Source organism: Brevibacterium sp., assembly GCF_022712115.1.
Classification (GTDB): Bacteria; Actinomycetota; Actinomycetes; order Actinomycetales; family Brevibacteriaceae; genus Brevibacterium; species Brevibacterium salitolerans.
In genome coordinates this window covers 14,295-31,359 of sequence record NZ_JALAHB010000145.1, presented here as the reverse complement: position 1 = coordinate 31,359, position 17,065 = coordinate 14,295, and the positions used below count along the sequence as shown (strand labels likewise).

The following is a 17,065-nucleotide window of genomic DNA, read 5'->3' as shown; positions in this document are numbered from 1 at the left end:
GGTCTCGCCGGGCTCAGTGCTGTCCGGGACGGCGGCGCGGCGGCGCACAGCCTCGCCGCGCCGGCCTGCCGGACGGGTGGTGTGCGGGCGGATCCCGGCGGCAGACGTTTCACCGGAACCCGCCCGCGGCTTGAGGGGGTCAGAACTCGATGACCACGCGGCCGTCGATCTTGCCGTGGCGCATCTCATCGAGAACGGCGTTCATGTCCTCCAGCGGACGCCGGTGATAGGTGGGGTGGATGAGTCCGCGGGCGTAGAAGTCCAGCGCCTCGACCATGTCCTGCCGCGTGCCGACGATCGCGCCGCGGATCGTCAGGCCCTTGAGCACGATGTCGAAGATGGGTGCCGGGAACTCGCCCGGAGGCAGCCCGTTGAAGACGATGGTGCCGCCGCGCCGCGTCATCCCGATCGCCTGTCCGAAGGCTGCCGGGTGGACCGCGGTGACCAGCACGCCGTGCGCACCGCCGGTCTTCTCCTGGATCTCCGCTGCGGGATCACCGCTCATGCCGTTGACCAGGACCTCGGCTCCGTGCTTCTTCGCGAGCGCCAGCTTGTCGTCCGCGATGTCCACCGCCGCCACGCGCATGCCCATCGCCACGGCGTACTGCACCGCGATGTGCCCCAGGCCGCCGATCCCGGAGATGACGACCCACTGCCCCGGCCGCACCTCCGTCTGCTTGAGGCCCTTGTACACCGTGACCCCTGCGCAGAGCACCGGCGCGATCTCGTAGGGATCGGCCCCTTCCGGGATGTGCGCGGCGTGGCGGGCGTCGACCAGCATGTACTCGCCGAACGAGCCGTCCACCGAGTACCCGCCGTTCTGCTGCTGCTCGCAGAGGGTCTCCCAGCCCGTGCGGCAGTACTCGCACTCGCCGCAGGAACTCCACAGCCAGGCGTTGCCGACCGTGTCGCCCACGGCGATGCCGCTGACGCCCTCGCCCACGGCCTCGACGACGCCCACGCCCTCGTGACCGGGCACGAAGGGCGGGCTGGGCTTCACCGGCCAGTCCCCCTCCAGTGCGTGGAGGTCGGTGTGGCAGACGCCGGTGGAGATCAGCCGGACGAGCACCTGCCCGCGGCCGGGTTCCGGCTTCTGATAATCTGTGACCTGGACCTCGTGGCCGAACTCGTTGACGACTGCTGCCTTCATGGTTGTCATGTCCGTCTCCTCTGCTCGTACTGCGTGGTTGCGAGGGGTCGGTGATGCTCCGGGGTCAGACGGGCGCACCGACCTCTCGGTCTGTCTTCCCGGTGCCGAGGCCCGCCCTGCGGACGTCGCTCAGCTCCGACGCGGAGGGCTCAGAAGAAGCCCTGCGCGTTGTCCGAGTAGCTCACCAGCAGGTTCTTGGTCTGCTGATAGTGGTCGAGCATCATCAGGTGGTTCTCTCGGCCGATGCCCGAGGACTTGTAGCCGCCGAAAGCCGCGTGCGCGGGATAGGCGTGGTAGTTGTTCACCCAGACGCGTCCGGCCTGGATGGTGCGGCCGGCGCGGAACGCGGTGTTCCCGTTGCGCGTCCACACCCCGGAGCCGAGGCCGTAGAGCGTGTCGTTGGCGATCGACATGGCCTCGTCGTAGTCCGCGAACGAGGTCGTCGCGACGACGGGGCCGAAGATCTCCTCCTGGAACAGCCGCATCGAGTTGCTGCCTTCGAACACCGTCGGCTTGATGTAGTAACCGCCGGCCAGGTCCCCGCCCAGCTCGTTCGGCTCGCCGCCGGTGAGGATCTTCGCCCCCTCCTGCTTGCCGATGTCGATGTAGGACAGGATCTTCTCGTACTGGTCGTTCGAGGCCTGTGCACCGATCTGGGTGGCCGGATCGAGCGGATCGCCCTGGACGGTGGCCTCGACCCGGCCGAGTGCGTCGCCGAGGAACGAGTCGTAGATGCTGCGCTGGATGAGTGCGCGGGAGGGGCAGGTGCAGACCTCTCCCTGGTTGAGGCTGAACATCGCGTAGCCCTCGAGCGCCTTGTCGTAGAAGGCGTCCTTCTCCGCGGCGACGTCCTCGAAGAAGATGTTGGGGCTCTTGCCGCCCAGCTCCAGGGTGACGGGGATGATGTTCTGCGAGGCGTACTGCATGATGAGCCGCCCCGTGGTGGTCTCACCGGTGAACGCGATCTTCGCGATCCGCTTGTTGGACGCGAGCGGCTTGCCCGCCTCCGCACCGAAGCCGTTGACGATGTTGACGACGCCCGGCGGGATGATGTCCGCCAGCAGCTCCATGAGGTAGAGGATGGAGGCCGGCGTCTGCTCCGCCGGCTTGAGGACGACGCAGTTGCCTGCGGCCAGCGCCGGCGCGAGCTTCCACGTCGCCATGAGGATGGGGAAGTTCCATGGGATGATCTGGCCCACCACGCCCAGCGGTTCGTGGAAGTGATAGGCGACGGTGTCCTCGTCGATCTGGGAGAGCCGGCCCTCCTGCGTCCGGATGGCACTCGCGAAGTAGCGGAAGTGGTCGATCGCCAGTGGGATGTCCGCCGCGAGGGGTTCGCGCACGGCCTTGCCGTTGTCCCAGGTCTCCGCGACGGCGAGCTTCTCCAGATTGGCCTCCATGACGTCCGCGATCCTGTTGAGGAGCGCCGCGCGTTCGGCAGGTGACGTCTTGTTCCACGTGGGGGCGGCTCTGTGGGCGGCGTCGAGGGCCAGCTCGATGTCCGCGGCATTGGACTGCGGGATCTCCGTGAAGACCTTTCCGGTCACCGGAGTGATGTTCTCGAAGTACCTCCCGTCGACGGGCGGAACCCATTCGCCGCCGATCCAGTTCTCGTACCGGGGCTTGTACTCGACGAGGGCGCCCGGCGTTCCGGGGTGTGCGTACGCGGTCATGCTCGCGTGCCTCCTTCTGCACCACTTCGTGCATCTGTGGGGATCGTCCGAGGTGGTGCGGTGCTTCCTGTATCCGCCCCACCCCGGACCCTGTCGCCGCCTGCTGCGACTCGAGGAAGCGATGGTGATCACCATCGGCTCGTGGGACCACCGTAGGGGCTGTGAGGTTGCATGACCGTTGCGACGGCTGCGCACGGACGGTGCGACAGCCCCGGGACACCCGCCGCTCCGTCACCCGAGTTCGGCGTCGATCCTCTCCACCTGCGCGACGGCATAGGCCCGCCGCCGGTCGCCTGCCGGGAGGAGGCGGATGGCGAGCATCCAGAGCTCGCGGTCGTACTCGGCATCCGGACGCCGGAGGTACTCCCACAGCACCTCGGCGTCCGCGCTGTCGGCCACCGTCTCCCGCAGCTCCGCGGCGAGCAGGCCGCGGATGCGCTCGATCTCCGGCGCAGTGGACTCCGGCAGCAGCTGCCCGGCGCACATGCGCACGGCGGTTGCGACGTCGCCCGCGCTCAGCGCCCTGCGGGCCGCGCGCGCATCCGTGAGGACGCCGGAGCCCGATGCTCCCCAGACCAGCCGATAGGGCCGCGAGCCGAGCACGAGGTCCAGGCCCGGATCCGCCTCGGCGGCCTTCTGGACGGCTCGGCGGAGCCTGTGCATCTCCACGCGCACGGACGCGGGTTCGAGACCCTCGGGGCAGAGCATCTCGCCCAGCTGCGGGGCGCCGAGCCCGCCTTCGTGCCAGCACAGCAGAGTGAGGATCTCCGCGTGACGCAGCCCCAGGGGGACGCTGTGACCGTCCCGCCCGGAGAGCGCCCGGGCTCCCGGCCCGGTCACCTGCAGCACCGGTGCACGCGCACCGGAGGGGCTCTCCGCCGCCTCGGACGTGCGTGCGGGCCCTGCCTCGGCCGCGCCCTCCTCGCCGGGGGCTGCCGTTCCCGGCTGCGCCCGGGCTCCTGGGGAGGCGGGCGGAAGAGACGTCGGGGAGGCCAGCGGCGCGCTCAGTGCCGCCAGCAGCGGGGAGGAACCGATGGAGGCCGGTGGTCCGGCCGCACGCATGGCGAGGGCGGAGCGGATGCCCGCGGCGGCCGAGCTCAGCAGCGGCAGGGCCAGCGAGGAGACGGCCTGGGGACCGCCGGTGAGGTCGAGCACGCCGAGCAGCTCGTCGGTGAGGGGGTCGGTGAGGGGCACCGCGGAACAGCTCCACCGCTCCACGGCGGGGTGGAGGTGCTCCGCTCCGGCCACCTGCGCCGCACGTCGCGTGGCGACGACCATGCCCGGGGCCGAGGTGCCCATCGCCTGCTCCGACCAGTCGCCGCCCGGGGCGAACCCCATGGTCTCCGCCTTCCTGCGGGCGTGCGGGTCGCCCTCCACGAGGATGAGCCGCCCCTGCGGATCCGCGAGCGCCACGAGCAGACCGGTGTCCCGCAGCTGTTCGACGAGGGTGGCGCGGATGATCTCCGCGACCGAGGAGAACTGCGGGTCCGCGAGCAGCTCACGGATCTGGGTGTCGTCCAGGACTGCGGGCGCACCGTCCCCCGGCGAAGCGGTCAGGGCGGTCCGGGAGCGGCTCCAGGAGAGTGCGACGGTGCTCCTCACACCGCTGACGGTCGCGTCGTCGATCAGCTGCTCCTTGGCACGACGCACTCCGGTCTGATAGCGACGGCTAAGCACCGCGCCGTCCGCGACCGGATCTCCCACCATCGCTGTCACTCCCCGGGGCCTGCCGGCGCCCTCGCCGGCGATGACGTCAGGCGGGAGGGACTCTGCGCAGTGCGAGGACTCCCGCTGTGACGCACGTTACCCTACGGCGCGGGAAAGGGCATCCTGGGGGCTCCGTCCGGGACCGCGTCTTCCACCATCGAAGAAGACGCCCGCTTCTCGTCCTGGACACCCACGTAATGGCGGGTGTCCAGGACGAGAAGCGGGCGTCCTGCGACAGGTCCCTGAGCAGGGGGCAGAGAGTGGGCACACAAGGAGAGGCCCCGGGACCCACTCGTGCGAGTGGATCCCGGGGCCTCTCCCAGGGGATCGTGGAGATGGCGGGAATCGAACCCGCGTCCGTCGACTCATCGCCGGGGCTTCTCCGAGCGCAGTTCGTGAAAGGGCTTCTTAGGTCCTGGTCACCGCACGAACACGTGGACCAACGGACGGAGTCGAGTGAAAGTCCCACTGGCACCCTCGACATGTGCCAGCAGCAGTGGCTTCCTAGCTGACGCCAGGAACCGGAGCGGAAGCTACCCCGGGCTGACGGATCCGCTCAGCTCGCTGTCAGGCAGCGAGGGCGAAATCGGTGCGAGTCTTGGATTCAGCACCTATTGGTTTGCAGAGGACGTTTACGAGATGACTCTGCATTCTCGGCTCGCTTCACCCAGCTCAACAGCCGGCGTCGAAACCGATCATCCCCCTATTCAGTTGCCATGGCCGCCGCTCGTCCGCGAGGACGGAGACGAAGGCTCTGCACCCTCCGCGCCGGAGCGATCCCGCGCGGAGAGCATCACTGTACACCTCACAACGCGCAGACCGCCAGTCCTATTCCCCTGCGGAGGCAGCCGCCTCGCGCAACCGTGCAGGCTGCTGAGAGGCAGCTGCCCCGGCCCGCAGAACCGGACTCAGAGGTACTGCTTGGACTTCATGGCGCGTTCGGCCTCGCGCTTGTCCTGCTTCTCCCGCAGCGCCTGCCGCTTGTCCCAGTCCTTCTTGCCGCGGGCCAGCGCCATCTCGACCTTGACCCGGGACCCGTCGAAGTAGAGCTCCAGCGGGATGAGGGTCCTGCCCGACTCCTTGAGCTTGTGGGAGATCTTGAGGATCTCCTCCTTGTGGAGGAGCAGCTTCCGCCGCCTCCGGGCCGCGTGGTTGGTCCACGTCCCCTGGAGGTACTCGGGGATGAAGACGCCCTCCAGCCAGGCCTCGCCCTGGAAGATCAGCCCGAACCCGTCGGTGAGGTTCGCGCGGCCCTCGCGCAGCGACTTCACCTCGGTGCCGGTGAGGACGAGACCCGCTTCGAAGGTGTCCTCGATGTGGTACTCGTGCAGAGCCTTCCGATTGCGCGCGATCGACGTGCGTGCGGTGTCCTTGGGCACGGCTCCTCCTCTCCGGGTATGACGAACGCCCCAGTCTAGCGCGTCCTCAGGAGATCCAGTCCATGGGGTCCACGTAGGTGCCGTTCTGCATCACCTCGAAGTGGAGGTGGCAGCCCGTGGACGACCCGGTGGTCCCTGCGAGAGCGACGGGGTCCCCCTGCCCGACCGTGTCGCCCGGGCTCACCAGGAGGCGGGTGTTGTGGTTGTAGGTCGAGGAGATCGACTGTCCCTTGATCTTCCCGTGCGAGACCACCACACGGTTGCCGTAGCCGCCCGCCGTCCCGGCGGAGACGACGACGCCGTCCCCGGCGGCGTAGACCTCGTTGCCGCACGGCACCCCGAAGTCCGTGCCCGTGTGCAGCTTGCGGGTGCCGGAGATGGGATGGGTGCGCCAGCCGAACGGCGAGGTGATGGGGTAGCCGGGGGCGGGGTTGCGCAGCTCGCCGTCGCCGGGCAGCGGCACACCGTCGCGCTCGGCGTCCTCCTCCCACTTCCGGACCTCCTCCGCGAGCCGGTCCTGCTCCTCCTTCTGGCGGCGCAGCTCGTCCTCCGCAGAGCTCCTGTTGTCCTCGATCGTCTTCGCGGCGGAGTCCTTGCGCTCGATGAGACCGTCGAGCTCGTCCTTGGCGTCCCTCGCGGCGGATTCCGCGGTCTCCTTCTCCAGCAGCACTTCGGCAGCTTCGTCCCGCAGCTCCGACACCTCGTCGGCCGCCGCGTCCAGACGGTCCTGGTTGTTGAGATTGGCCGAACGCTGCTCACCCAGCTGCGTGAGCGTGCGGCGCTGCCCGCGCACGGCGGAGTCCACCCGGGCGAGCCCGTCGATCCCGTTCTCGCTCTGCGTCATCTCCACCAGCATCGCGAGATCGCTCGTCACGCCGGAGTTGCGGTAGGCGCTGCGCCCCACCTGCACCACTGCGCGCTCGGACTCCTCGATGCGGTCCTCACCGGAGGAGATCTCCTCGCGGATGTCGTCCTGCGCATTCTCCGCCGAGGTCAGGCGCGCCGCGAGCTCGTCGTCCTTCCGCTGGGCCTCCTCGAGTTCGTCCGCGGCCTCCTCCCAGGCGGCCTCGGCGTCCGGCAGCTGCTCCTCCGCCTCCTCGAGCTCCGCGACCACACGGGCGAGCTCCTCGCTGAGCCCCTCGTGCTCCGCCTGGAGCTCCTCCACGCGCTGGTCCACGGCGGACTTCTCCTCCGCGGGCGAGGCCTGCGCGGCCGTCGGGGCGAGCAGCGCGGCGACGCACGCGGCGGAGAACAGGACGCGCATGCGACGTCGGGGACTCCCCGTGGTCCGGGGCCGGGATCTGGGCGAAGTGGTCATGGTCGGCGATCACACCTTCATGTAGCGGCGCAGGGTGAGGGCGGAGGAGACTCCGGCCATCACGACGCCCACGAGGACGAGCAGCGGTGTCACGAGGAGGACGTCGCCCACCCCGATGAGGCTGATGCTGGGCACGCGTGCCTGCAGCCACCCGGACACGCCGAAGTGCACGGCGAGCCCCAGCACCCCGCCGGAGAGCACCGCCCCCACCGCTGCGGCGAGCACCCCCTCGAGGACGAAGGGCAGCTGGATGAAGAGGTTGGACGCACCCACCAGGCGCATGATGCCGGTCTCCCGCCGGCGTGTGAAGGCGGACAGACGGATCGTGGTGGCGATGAGGACGACGGCGCAGACGAGCATGATGACGGCGATCCCCACGGCCGCGGCCGTGGCGATGTTGAGGATGCGGAAGATCTGGTCGAGCAGCCGGTTCTGGTCGACCACCTCCTCGACGCCGGGGGTGGCGGAGAAGTACTCCTGGATGATCCCGTACTGCTCCGCGTCCACGAGCCCCACCCGGTAGGACTCCTGCATCTGGTCCTCCGGCACGGTGCCCTCCAGGCTGGTGCCCGCGAACTGCTCCTGGAAGAGCCGATAGGCCGTGGCGCGGTCCTCGAAATGCACCTCCTCGACGTAGTCCGCAAGGTCCGAGGAGTGCAGGGCGGCCTCGATCTCCGCCTTCTGTTCGTCCGTGGCCTCCCCGTCCGTGCAGGTGGGGGCCTCGGAGTCCTCCGGACACAGGAACACCGCGACCTGGACCTTGTCGTACCAGTAGTCCTTCATCCCGCCGATCTGCATCTGCAGCAGCGCGGCCGCGCCCACGAAGAGCAGCGACACGAACGTCACGAGGACCACGGAGATGATGAGGGAGAGATTGCGTCTGAGGCCGGAGAGGACCTCGGACATGAGGAAGGAGAACTTCACCGCCGGGCTCCTTCCTGCAGGTAGCCGCCCACCTCGTCACGGACCATCGCCCCGCTCTCGAGCTCGATGACCCGCTTGTGCATCCGGTTGACGATGGAGGCGTCGTGGGTCGCCATGAGCACGGTGGTGCCGAAGCTGTTGATGCGCGTGAGGACGTCCATGATGTCCCGGCTGGTGGCCGGATCGAGGTTGCCGGTGGGCTCGTCCGCGAGCAGGATCCCCGGCTTGTTGACGACGGCCCGCGCGATCGCGACGCGCTGCTGCTCGCCGCCGGAGAGCTCGTGCGGGAACCGCCTCTGCTTGCCCTCCAGGCCCACGGTCTCCAGCACGTCCGGGACGAGGGTGGAGATCGCCGCGCGCGATTTGCCGATCACGTGGAGCGCGAAGGCCACGTTGTCGAACACGTTCTTGTTGGGCAGGAGCCTGAAGTCCTGGAACACGGTCCCGATCCCCCGCCGCAGGAACGGCACCTTCCACGCCGGCATCCGGGCCGTGCGCGTGCCCGCGACGGTGATGCGCCCGCGGGTAGGCACCTCCTCCCGCAGCACGAGGCGGATGACCGTCGACTTCCCGGAGCCCGAGGCCCCGACCAGGAAGACGAACTCACCGGCCTCCGCGGAGAACGAGAGGTCCTCGAGCGCGGGGGCTCCACGGTGGTCGTACGACTTGGTGACGTGCTCGAACGTGATCACGACGCGCGGATCAGACCTCGGCCTCGGCTGCGGCCTTGTCCTGTTCCTTCCGCCAGCGGATGCCGGCCTCGAGGAATCCGTCGATGTTGCCGTCGAACACCGCCTGCGGGTTGTTGACCTCGTAGCCGGTCCGCAGGTCCTTGACCATCTGGTACGGATGGGTGACGTAGGAGCGCATCTGATCGCCCCAGCTCGCCTTGATGTCGCCGGCGAGCTCCTTCTTCTGCGCCGCCTCCTCCTCGCGCTTGAGGACCAGCAGGCGGGACTGCAGCACGCGCATGGCCGCCGCCCGGTTCTGGATCTGCGACTTCTCATTCTGCATGCTCACCACCGTGCCCGTGGGGATGTGGGTGATGCGGACGGCGGAGTCCGTCGTGTTGACCGACTGGCCGCCGGGGCCCGAGGAGCGGTAGACGTCGATCTTGAGGTCGTTCTCGTCGATGTCCACGTGGTCCGTCGACTCGATGAGCGGGACGACCTCCACCGCCGCGAAGCTCGTCTGCCGCCTGCCCTGGTTGTCGAACGGGCTGATGCGCACCAGACGGTGGGTGCCGGCCTCGACCGACAGCGTGCCGAAGGCATAGGGGGCGTTGACCTGGATCGTCGCGGACTTCACGCCCGCACCCTCCGCATAGGAGGTGTCGAGCTCCTGGACGGAGTACTCGTTGTTCTCCGCCCAGCGGATGTACATGCGGGTGAGCATCTGCGCGAAGTCCGAGGCGTCGTCCCCGCCGGCACCTGCGCGGATGGTGATGACCGCGGCGCGCTCGTCCCATTCGCCGGAGAGCAGCGTGGAGATCTCCAGCTCGCTCAGCTCACCCTTGAGCTTCTCGATCTCCGCCTGGGCCTCGGCGATCGCGTCCGCATCGCCCTCGTCCTCGCCCATGGAGACGAGGAGCTCCACGTCCTCGATGCGCTGGTCGAAGCGGTCGAGCTTCTCGAGCATCGACTGCCGGTGGCTGAGGCGGGAGGTGACCTGCTGGGCGGCCTCCGGGTCGTCCCAGAGGTCTGGAGCGGCGGCCGCCTCCGTCAGTTCGTCGACCTCGCTGCGGAGGACGTCGATATCAGAGACGTCCCTGATCGAGCGGAAGGTCTGCTGGAGGGATGCGATCTCTGCGGAGAAGTCAATGGCCATAGTGCGATCCAGGATACGCGACGGGGTCGTGCGGGGACGACAGCGACGCACGCCGCCGTCGTCCCCGCACCCAACTCACAGGCGCCGAGGACGGCGTGCACGGGCGGTGACGCTCCGGCACACCGCCCGTGCCGAGGGGTGCTGGACCGGTGAGCGACCCGGCACCCCTGCCCTCACTTCTCGTCGTAGAGCTTCATCGCCAGCAGACCGTGGGTGTAGGCCCCGCCGGCGCGCAGGGCGGCCGCGACCATCACGGCACGGGCGATGTGCTCCTCCGTGGCACCGGCCGCCTTCGCCTTGCCCACGTGGCCGGCGAGGCAGTAGGGGCACTGGGTGGTCGCGGCCACCGCGATCGCGATGAGTTCGCGCGTGAGCACCGACAGGACCTCGTCCTCGGGGTCGAAGACGGCCGCGTCGTAGGCGGCGAACGCCTCGACCGCCCCGCCCGAGGCCTTCCGGAGATCCCTGAGGTGCGCGCGGTCGCCGGGCTCGTGGAAGTGCTCGAGCTCCGCGCCCTGCTCATAGGCCTTGAACGCGAGGAAGCCGTGCGTGTAGGCGCCGCCGGCGCGGAGGCCGGAGGCCACGAAGACGGCACGGGCCACCTCCTCACGGCTCGCGCCCGCCTTCTTGGCGTTGCCCACGTGCACGTCGAGGCAGTAGGGGCACTGGGTGGTCGCGGCGACCCCGATCGCGATGAGTTCGCGCGTGCGGACGTCCAGCACCTCGTCGGCGGGATCGAAGACCTTCTGGTCGAACGCTCCGAATGCCTTGGCCTGACTGGGCGCGGCCTGCGCGAGGGTCTTGGCGTAGTCGAAGTCACCGGGCTCGTGGTAGTGCGTCATCGCTCCTCCTTCATGGATGCGCCGGCGGGATGCCTGCGCGGCACGGGTGCCAGCGGACTCCGCGGGCAGAGTCCTGTCCGGCACGCTAACAGGCGGCCTCCTCCACGCCCAGCATGCGTGCGCCGTTGCCCCAGAGGATCGCCCGGTCGACGTCGTCGCCGAGGTCCAGGGCGCGGATCGCCTCGATCTGGTGGACGTAGGGATAGGGGATGTTGGGGTAGTCGCTGCCGAGGACCACCTTCCCGGCAAGTGCGAGCTCCGCGAAGCGCGGCAGCAGCTCCGCGGGGAACGGAGCGGTCGCCTCCGTGAAGTCCGTGAAGGTCATGCAGGTGTCGAGGCTGAGCCCCTCGTACTCCTCCGCGAGCCGCAGGAACTGCGCGTACTCCGGCAGCCCGGAATGGGCGATCACCAGCCGGAGCCGCGGGAACCGGGCCAGCACCTCGGCGACGGGCCCCACTCCCGTGTGAGCGCCGGCCACGGGGCCCGAACCGCAGTGGATCACCACCGGCGTGCCCGCCTCCTCCAGCTGCGCCCACACGGGATCCAGCAGGCGGTCCGCCGGGTCGTAGCCGCCCACCTGCACATGGGCCTTGAACACCTCCGCACCGCCGGCGAGCGCCCGCCCCACGTACTCCCCGGCGTCCGGCTCCGGGAAGAAGGTGCCGGTGTGCGCGCAGTCCGGCGTCCGCGCGGCGAACTCCGCCGCCCACCCGTTGAGCCACTCCGCCATGTCCGCCCGGTGCGGATAGAGCATGGCGGTGAAGCGGAGGACCCCCAGCTCACGGAGACGGCGGAGGCGTTCGGCCTCGTCGAAGCGATACGTGATGGGCCAGGGCCGCAGCCCGCGCTCCTGCGCACGGTCGAAGTACTGCCACACCTTGGTGAGGACGTTCGCCGGCATGAAGTGCGTGTGCACGTCGACGAATCCGGGAATGCCCAGGTCCGCGGCGAGGGCTCTGAGGCGGGCGGGTTCGTCCGCAGGGATGGCGTTCTCACCCGCGACGACGCTGCTGGAGGGAGTCTGCGCTGACATGGACTCCACGATAGGCGAGGGCACGGACACGGGCGCACCGGGCCTCGGCCCCGGGGTTCCGTGCGCGCTGATGCACGAGCGGAGCGGACCTGCGCCCCGGCTCAGGCGGAACCGCGTCCCCGGCCAGGCCGACCTGCGCCTGGGCTCAGCCGGAACCGCAGTCCTCCACTCGAGGTCACAAGCAGAGTGGTCCCCAGCCGCTTATATGCGTTTTGAGACCCAACTCGCACCATCCTAAGTTGGTAGGACCGCCGCCGGTCGACGGAGCCCCGGCCGGCCGGACGAGGGAGTTCACGGGTGGAAGCGGCGGAGATCATCGCAGGTGAGGTGCGTGAGCTGGTCCGGGCACGGGGCATCGACCCCCGCACGGAACCGCACCCCACGGCAGACCTGGTCGACGAGGTCATCCGCGCCTACGACGAGCGCACCCTCTCCGGCAGCCTCCCCGTGCTCACGGATCCTGATGCGGTGCGGCAGGACGTCCTCGACGCGCTGAGCGGATCCGGCGCCATCCAGCGGTACATCGACGATCCCACGGTCGAGGAGATCTGGCTGAACGGCCCGCAGGCGGTCTTCGTGAGCAGAGGCGGCGTCTCCGAACTCACGCCCACAGTGCTCACGGAGGCGGAGGTCGCAGAGCTCATCGAGCGCCTCCTCCGCACCACCAACCGGCGCGTCGACCTCTCCTCCCCGTTCGTGGACGCGGCGCTGCCGGACGGCTCGCGGCTCCACATCGTGCTGCCGGACATCACCCGGCGCCACCCGGCCGTCAACATCCGCAAGTTCGTGACGCGGGCCCGCAGCCTGTCCTCCCTCGTGGAGGCCGGTTCGCTGCACCGGCAGGCGGCCGACTTCCTCGACGCGGCCGTCGCGGCGGGAGCCAATCTGCTGGTGAGCGGTCAGACCCAGGCGGGCAAGACCACCATGCTCAACGCCCTCTGCGGCGCGGTTCCCGCACGCGAGCGCGTCATCACGTGCGAGGAGGTGTTCGAACTCGCGGTGCCCGCCCGCGACTGGGTGGCCCTCCAGTGCCGTCAGCCCAGCCTGGAGGGCACCGGCGAGGTCCGGCTCCGCACCCTGGTGAAGGAGGCCCTGCGGATGCGGCCCGACCGCATCGTGGTGGGCGAGGTCCGCGAGGCCGAGAGCCTCGACATGCTCATCGCGATGAACGCCGGCCTGCCCGCCATGGGCTCCGTGCACGCGAACTCCGCCCGCAGCGCGGTCACGAAGATGTGCACGCTGCCGCTGCTCGCCGGCCCCAACATCTCCGACTCCTTCGTCACTCCCACCGTCGCCGGCTGCCTCGACCTCGTCGTGCATCTCTCGCTGCTGCGCGGCGGGGCGCGGAGGGTCACGGAGATCGCGGCGGTGCCCGGCGGGATCGAGGGCGGCGTGGTGGAGATGGAGACGATCTTCCGCGCGGGTCCCGACGGCGTGCTGCGGCGCGGCAGCGGGTTCAGCCACCTGGGCGAGCGCATCGCGGCGGTCGGCAGGGATCTCACGGCTCTCCTGGAGGCGGCATGACGAGCACGCTCGCCGCCGCCCTGTGCGGAGTGGGCCTGGCCGCAGGGCTGCTCTGCCTCTGGTCCGCGTGCTGGGAGTCCCCGCCGCGGTCCGCGCACCGCCTCCGGTTCCTCGCGGAGCTCGAGGACGATCTCGTGGCCGCGGGCTTCCCCCGTGTCTCCCCCGGTCAGCTCGCCGCGGTGAGCTCGCTGGGAGCGCTCCTCGTCTGGCTTCTCGGCTTCGCGCTCACGGCCTCCGTGCCCGTCTCCGCGTGCTTCGCGGCCTTCGCCGCCGCCGCACCGCCGGCGCTGGTCCGCCACCGTGCCCGCGGCCGCGAGGTGGAGCGGAGGGTGCTCTGGCCGGACGCCGTCGACCACCTCGGCTCCGGGGTGCGCGCCGGGATGTCCCTGCCCGAGGCCCTGGCCGGACTCGCGCATCGCGGCCCGGAGGGTCTGCGCCCGCTCTTCGCCATCTTCGAGGAGGAGTACCGCACGACCGGCTCGTTCCGGATGGCACTGGAGGCCTTCAAGACCGCGAGCGCCGATCCCGTCGCCGATCGCATCGTCGCCGCGCTGGCCGTCACCCGAGATGTGGGCGGCACCGAGCTGGGCACCCTGCTGCGGACGCTCTCCCACTTCCTGCGCGAGGACGCGCGCACCCGCTCGGAGCTCAAGGCGCGGCAGAGCTGGACCGTCACCGGAGCGCGCCTGGCGGTGGGAGCTCCCTGGGTGGTGCTCGCACTGCTGGCCACCCGCAGCGAGGCGGCGGCCGCGTACAGCACTCCCGGCGGCATGCTGCTGCTCCTCGCCGGGATGGTCGTCTCGCTCGCCGCCTACCGCCTCATGAAGCGCATCGGCAGACTGCCGGCGGAGCCGCGGGTGCTGCGATGAGCGGGCCGGGCATGTCGCTCGTGGGCGGGCCGGGCACAGGTTCCTCGCCCGCCGTCCCCTCCGGAACGGCTCCGTCAGGAGCGGAGCCTGTGGGCGCCGAGGCCGTGACCGGGATCTGGGCGCACGTCGACCCCTTCAATCCCGCGGTCGCCGTGATCGTCGGGCTGGCGCTGGGCGCCTCGTGCGCATTCGCCTTCGCCGCCCTCCCCGCGATGCGCAGACCCACGCTCGCAGACAGGGTGGGGCCCTACCTGCGGGACCAGCCGCGCGTGGCCCGTCTCTACGGCGTGCCCGCCGGGCCACGGACCGGTGTGCGCGGAGTGAGCGCCGACCTCGCGGAACGGGCCGGTCGCTGGCTCTCCTCCCGCATGACGACGGATGCCTCACTGGCCAAGCGCCTGGACCTGCTGGGGGCGGAGATGAGCGTGGAGCGGTTCCGCACCCGGCAGCTGCTCTCCATCCTCGCGGGCCTCAGCGGCGGAGCTCTGCTGGGCGTGGCCTCCGTCCTCGTGCGCGGTGCCAATCCGCTCGTCCTCACCGCGCTGGTGCTGGTGGGCGGTGTGCTGGGGCACGTGCTCAACGACTGGCGGCTCTCCCGGCAGGTCCGTGCCAGGGAGCGCCGGATCATGACCGAGTTCCCCACCGTCGCGGAGCTCCTCGCCCTGTCCATGACCGCCGGTGAGGGCACGGTGGACGCACTCGAGAGGGTCTGCCGATCCACGAGCGGGGAGCTCTCCGGCGAGCTGGGCCGCGCGCTCGCCGAGGTCCGCACGGGCACGCCGCTCGTCGAGGCGCTCGACGCCTTGGGCCAGCGCACGCAGAATCCCTCGATCCTCCGCTTCGTCGACGGGATCGCGGTGGCGACCAGCCGCGGCACGCCGCTGGCAGAGGTGCTCCGGGCGCAGGCGTCCGAGGTGCGCGAGCACGGCCGTCGCACCCTCATGGAACTGAGCGGCCGGAAGGAGGTGGGCATGCTGGTCCCCGTCGTGATCTGCGTGCTCCCCGTCACCGTGCTGTTCGCCGTCTATCCGACGCTCGCCGTGCTCGACCTCGGCCCCTAGCACCCGCGCTCTCCAGCCTCCTCGGCCTCTGTCCCGATCCGTCCCCGCATCCCCGAGAGAATCGCCCGCCCCGAGAGATCCGTCCCTGAGAGAGGAGCCTCCCGTGCTCACCCGCATCCGCCTCGCCCTGTTCGCCCTCATGCTCGCACTGACCGCCCCGGCCCGGTCCGGGCGCCGCACCCAGCACCGCGCCCGAGGCCGCCGGCTGACCCGGCCGGACCGCGGCGATGTGCCCGGGTGGGTGCTGATCACGGTGATGACGGCTGCCCTCGTGGTGGGCCTGTGGGCGCTCGCCGGCGAGGCCTTCTCGTCCCTGTTCACGGACAGCATCAACAAGGTCCGGCAGGCGGGCTGAGACAGATGCCGCAGTCGCAGCGGCGGTCCGATGAGGGATCAGCGGTGGCGGAGTTCACCCTGGTCTCCTCGCTGCTCTCCCTCGTCTTCGTCTCCCTGCTACAGCTGGGGCTGGCAATGCATGTGCGCAACACGGTGGTGGACTCCGCCATCGCCGGCGCGCGCATCGCCGCCGCGGCAGACCGCACACCCGAGGACGGCGCCGCGCACACCGCGGACCTCATCGGCGCGGCCGTGAGCGAGTCCTATGCGCGGGACATCACCGTGTCCGAGGGCTCGGGCCCGAGCGGACGGATGCTCACGGTCACGGTTCGGATCCCGGTGCCCGTGTTCGGGCTGCTGGGCCCCGTGGGCGGCTGGGAGCTCACGGGACGCGCGCTGGCAGAGGACCCACAGCTGTGAGCCGCGCAGCGCGCCGTGGGAGCGCAGCACATCGCGGGCGCGCAGCGCATCGTGGGACCGCAGCGCATCGTGGGACCGCAGCGCGCCGTGGGAGCACGGAGGCCCGTAGGCGCACCGACGCCGGAAGTGCGCCCATCGAGTTCGTCTTCGCGACGACGGTGCTGCTGGTGCCGCTCGTCTACCTCGTCATCGCGCTCGCCCAGGTGCAGGCCGGGGCCTACGCTGCGCAGTCGACGGCGATCGACGCCGCCCGTCAGGCTGCGCGTCAGCCCGAGGGAGCCGCTGCTCGTGCCCAGGCCCTCGGCGAACTCCACTTCGCCGATCACGGTCTGGAGAGCGCCCGGTGGACCGTGGAGCTGAGCTGCAGCGGCGACTGTGCACGCGCCGGTTCCCGTGTGACGGCCGCGGTGGAGGCGCGGGTGCCCGTTCCCGGCGTGCCGCAGATCTGGGGCGGTGCGCACGTCCCCGGGATCACGGTGCGAGCAGAGCACACCGATGTCGTCTCACCGGAGGAGAGCTGATGGCCGGCCGGGTGCGAGCCGCGTCCGACGACGGGTCGATCACCCCGCTGGCCGTCGGATTCGCCACGATCGCGCTCGCGCTCATCCTGCTCGCCGCGCTGGTCACGGACGTGTGGCTGGCGCACCGGAAGCTGTTCGCCCTCGCGGACTCCGCAGCGCTCGCGGCAGCCGAGTCCTTCGACCCCGTCCCGGGAGAGCAGCCCGCCATCCTCCTCACCGACGACGGAGTCACCGCCGCCGCCCGTGCGTACATCGAGGCTGTGGGTATGCCGGAGGGACTCTGGCCCCTCCGGGTCGAGGGCGCGAGCCCGGACGGTCGCAGCGCCGAGGTGACGCTCACCGTCGCCTATTCACCTGCCCTCCTCTCCCCGTTCGCGGACTCCGTCACGACTCTGGAGGCCCGCGCGCTGGTGCGCGGGGGCCTGCGGCTCTAGCCGCGAGGCGCGGGCAGGCGGTCTGCCGCACGCGCCTGCCCACTCTG

Annotated in this window: 17 protein-coding genes and 1 other RNA gene; 7 read left to right on the top strand and 11 right to left on the bottom strand. The window is 70.5% G+C overall.

The window, feature by feature from the left end; translation table 11 throughout:
• Positions 1-139 precede the first annotated feature (139 nt).
• From adhP to Q0A33_RS08400, 11 genes are all read right to left on the bottom strand, one after another.
• Positions 140-1,159: an alcohol dehydrogenase AdhP gene (adhP, locus tag Q0A33_RS08450; protein WP_291795094.1), complete on the bottom strand. Its 1,020-nt coding sequence runs from the start codon at positions 1,157-1,159 to the stop codon at positions 140-142.
• Between the two features lie 140 nt (positions 1,160-1,299).
• A complete protein-coding gene (locus tag Q0A33_RS08445; RefSeq protein WP_291795093.1) occupies positions 1,300-2,823 on the bottom strand; it encodes an aldehyde dehydrogenase family protein in 1,524 nt (507 codons plus the stop codon).
• A 231-nt stretch (positions 2,824-3,054) separates the two neighbouring features.
• Entirely contained in the window at positions 3,055-4,530 is a 1,476-nt protein-coding gene (locus Q0A33_RS08440) for a GAF domain-containing protein (RefSeq protein ID WP_291795092.1), read from the bottom strand.
• 327 nt (positions 4,531-4,857) lie between these two features.
• Positions 4,858-5,233, bottom strand: a transfer-messenger RNA (tmRNA) gene (gene ssrA / locus Q0A33_RS08435).
• A 205-nt stretch (positions 5,234-5,438) separates the two neighbouring features.
• The gene (gene smpB, locus Q0A33_RS08430; RefSeq protein ID WP_291795091.1) at positions 5,439-5,909 is read right to left on the bottom strand and encodes an SsrA-binding protein SmpB; all 471 of its coding nucleotides are present in this window, start codon (positions 5,907-5,909) and stop codon (positions 5,439-5,441) included.
• Positions 5,910-5,955: 46 nt separating this feature from the next.
• Positions 5,956-7,173, bottom strand: coding sequence for a peptidoglycan DD-metalloendopeptidase family protein (locus tag Q0A33_RS08425; RefSeq protein WP_291795090.1), 1,218 nt, complete (start codon positions 7,171-7,173; stop codon positions 5,956-5,958).
• A gap of 63 nt (positions 7,174-7,236) precedes the next feature.
• Positions 7,237-8,151, bottom strand: coding sequence for a permease-like cell division protein FtsX (ftsX, locus tag Q0A33_RS08420; RefSeq protein ID WP_291795089.1), 915 nt, complete (start codon positions 8,149-8,151; stop codon positions 7,237-7,239).
• Positions 8,148-8,843, bottom strand: a complete 696-nt coding sequence (gene ftsE, locus Q0A33_RS08415) for a cell division ATP-binding protein FtsE (RefSeq protein WP_291795088.1) — start codon at positions 8,841-8,843, stop codon at positions 8,148-8,150. Before ftsE ends, ftsX begins: the two co-directional genes overlap by 4 nt.
• Positions 8,844-8,853: 10 nt before the next feature.
• On the bottom strand, positions 8,854-9,978 hold the full coding sequence (gene prfB, locus Q0A33_RS08410; protein WP_291795087.1) for a peptide chain release factor 2: 1,125 nt from the start codon (positions 9,976-9,978) through the stop codon (positions 8,854-8,856).
• A 173-nt stretch (positions 9,979-10,151) separates the two neighbouring features.
• Positions 10,152-10,820: a carboxymuconolactone decarboxylase family protein gene (locus Q0A33_RS08405; protein WP_291795086.1), complete on the bottom strand. Its 669-nt coding sequence runs from the start codon at positions 10,818-10,820 to the stop codon at positions 10,152-10,154.
• An 85-nt stretch (positions 10,821-10,905) separates the two neighbouring features.
• Entirely contained in the window at positions 10,906-11,853 is a 948-nt protein-coding gene (locus Q0A33_RS08400) for an amidohydrolase family protein (protein WP_291795085.1), read from the bottom strand.
• A gap of 297 nt (positions 11,854-12,150) precedes the next feature.
• Here Q0A33_RS08400 and Q0A33_RS08395 point away from each other — a divergent pair, with 297 nt between their 5' ends.
• From Q0A33_RS08395 to Q0A33_RS08365, 7 genes are all read left to right on the top strand, one after another.
• Entirely contained in the window at positions 12,151-13,377 is a 1,227-nt protein-coding gene (locus Q0A33_RS08395; RefSeq protein ID WP_291795084.1) for an ATPase, T2SS/T4P/T4SS family, read from the top strand.
• Positions 13,374-14,246, top strand: coding sequence for a type II secretion system F family protein (locus tag Q0A33_RS08390; protein ID WP_291795082.1), 873 nt, complete (start codon positions 13,374-13,376; stop codon positions 14,244-14,246). Before Q0A33_RS08395 ends, Q0A33_RS08390 begins: the two co-directional genes overlap by 4 nt.
• Complete coding sequence (locus Q0A33_RS08385) at positions 14,243-15,307, top strand: type II secretion system F family protein (RefSeq protein WP_291795080.1); 1,065 nt, start codon at positions 14,243-14,245, stop codon at positions 15,305-15,307. The genes Q0A33_RS08390 and Q0A33_RS08385 overlap by 4 nt, the downstream gene beginning before the upstream one ends.
• Before the next feature lie 103 nt (positions 15,308-15,410).
• Positions 15,411-15,662: a hypothetical protein gene (locus tag Q0A33_RS08380; protein WP_291795078.1), complete on the top strand. Its 252-nt coding sequence runs from the start codon at positions 15,411-15,413 to the stop codon at positions 15,660-15,662.
• 44 nt (positions 15,663-15,706) lie between these two features.
• Positions 15,707-16,063 carry a TadE/TadG family type IV pilus assembly protein gene (locus tag Q0A33_RS08375; protein WP_291795076.1) on the top strand — a complete coding sequence of 119 codons (357 nt, stop codon included), beginning with the start codon at positions 15,707-15,709 and terminating at the stop codon, positions 16,061-16,063.
• Positions 16,060-16,584 (top strand): hypothetical protein, encoded by a 525-nt coding sequence (locus tag Q0A33_RS08370; protein WP_291795074.1) that lies wholly within the window; start codon positions 16,060-16,062, stop codon positions 16,582-16,584. The genes Q0A33_RS08375 and Q0A33_RS08370 overlap by 4 nt, the downstream gene beginning before the upstream one ends.
• Positions 16,584-17,018, top strand: a complete 435-nt coding sequence (locus Q0A33_RS08365; RefSeq protein WP_291795072.1) for a pilus assembly protein TadG-related protein — start codon at positions 16,584-16,586, stop codon at positions 17,016-17,018. The genes Q0A33_RS08370 and Q0A33_RS08365 overlap by 1 nt, the downstream gene beginning before the upstream one ends.
• The last annotated feature ends 47 nt before the right edge of the window (positions 17,019-17,065 follow it).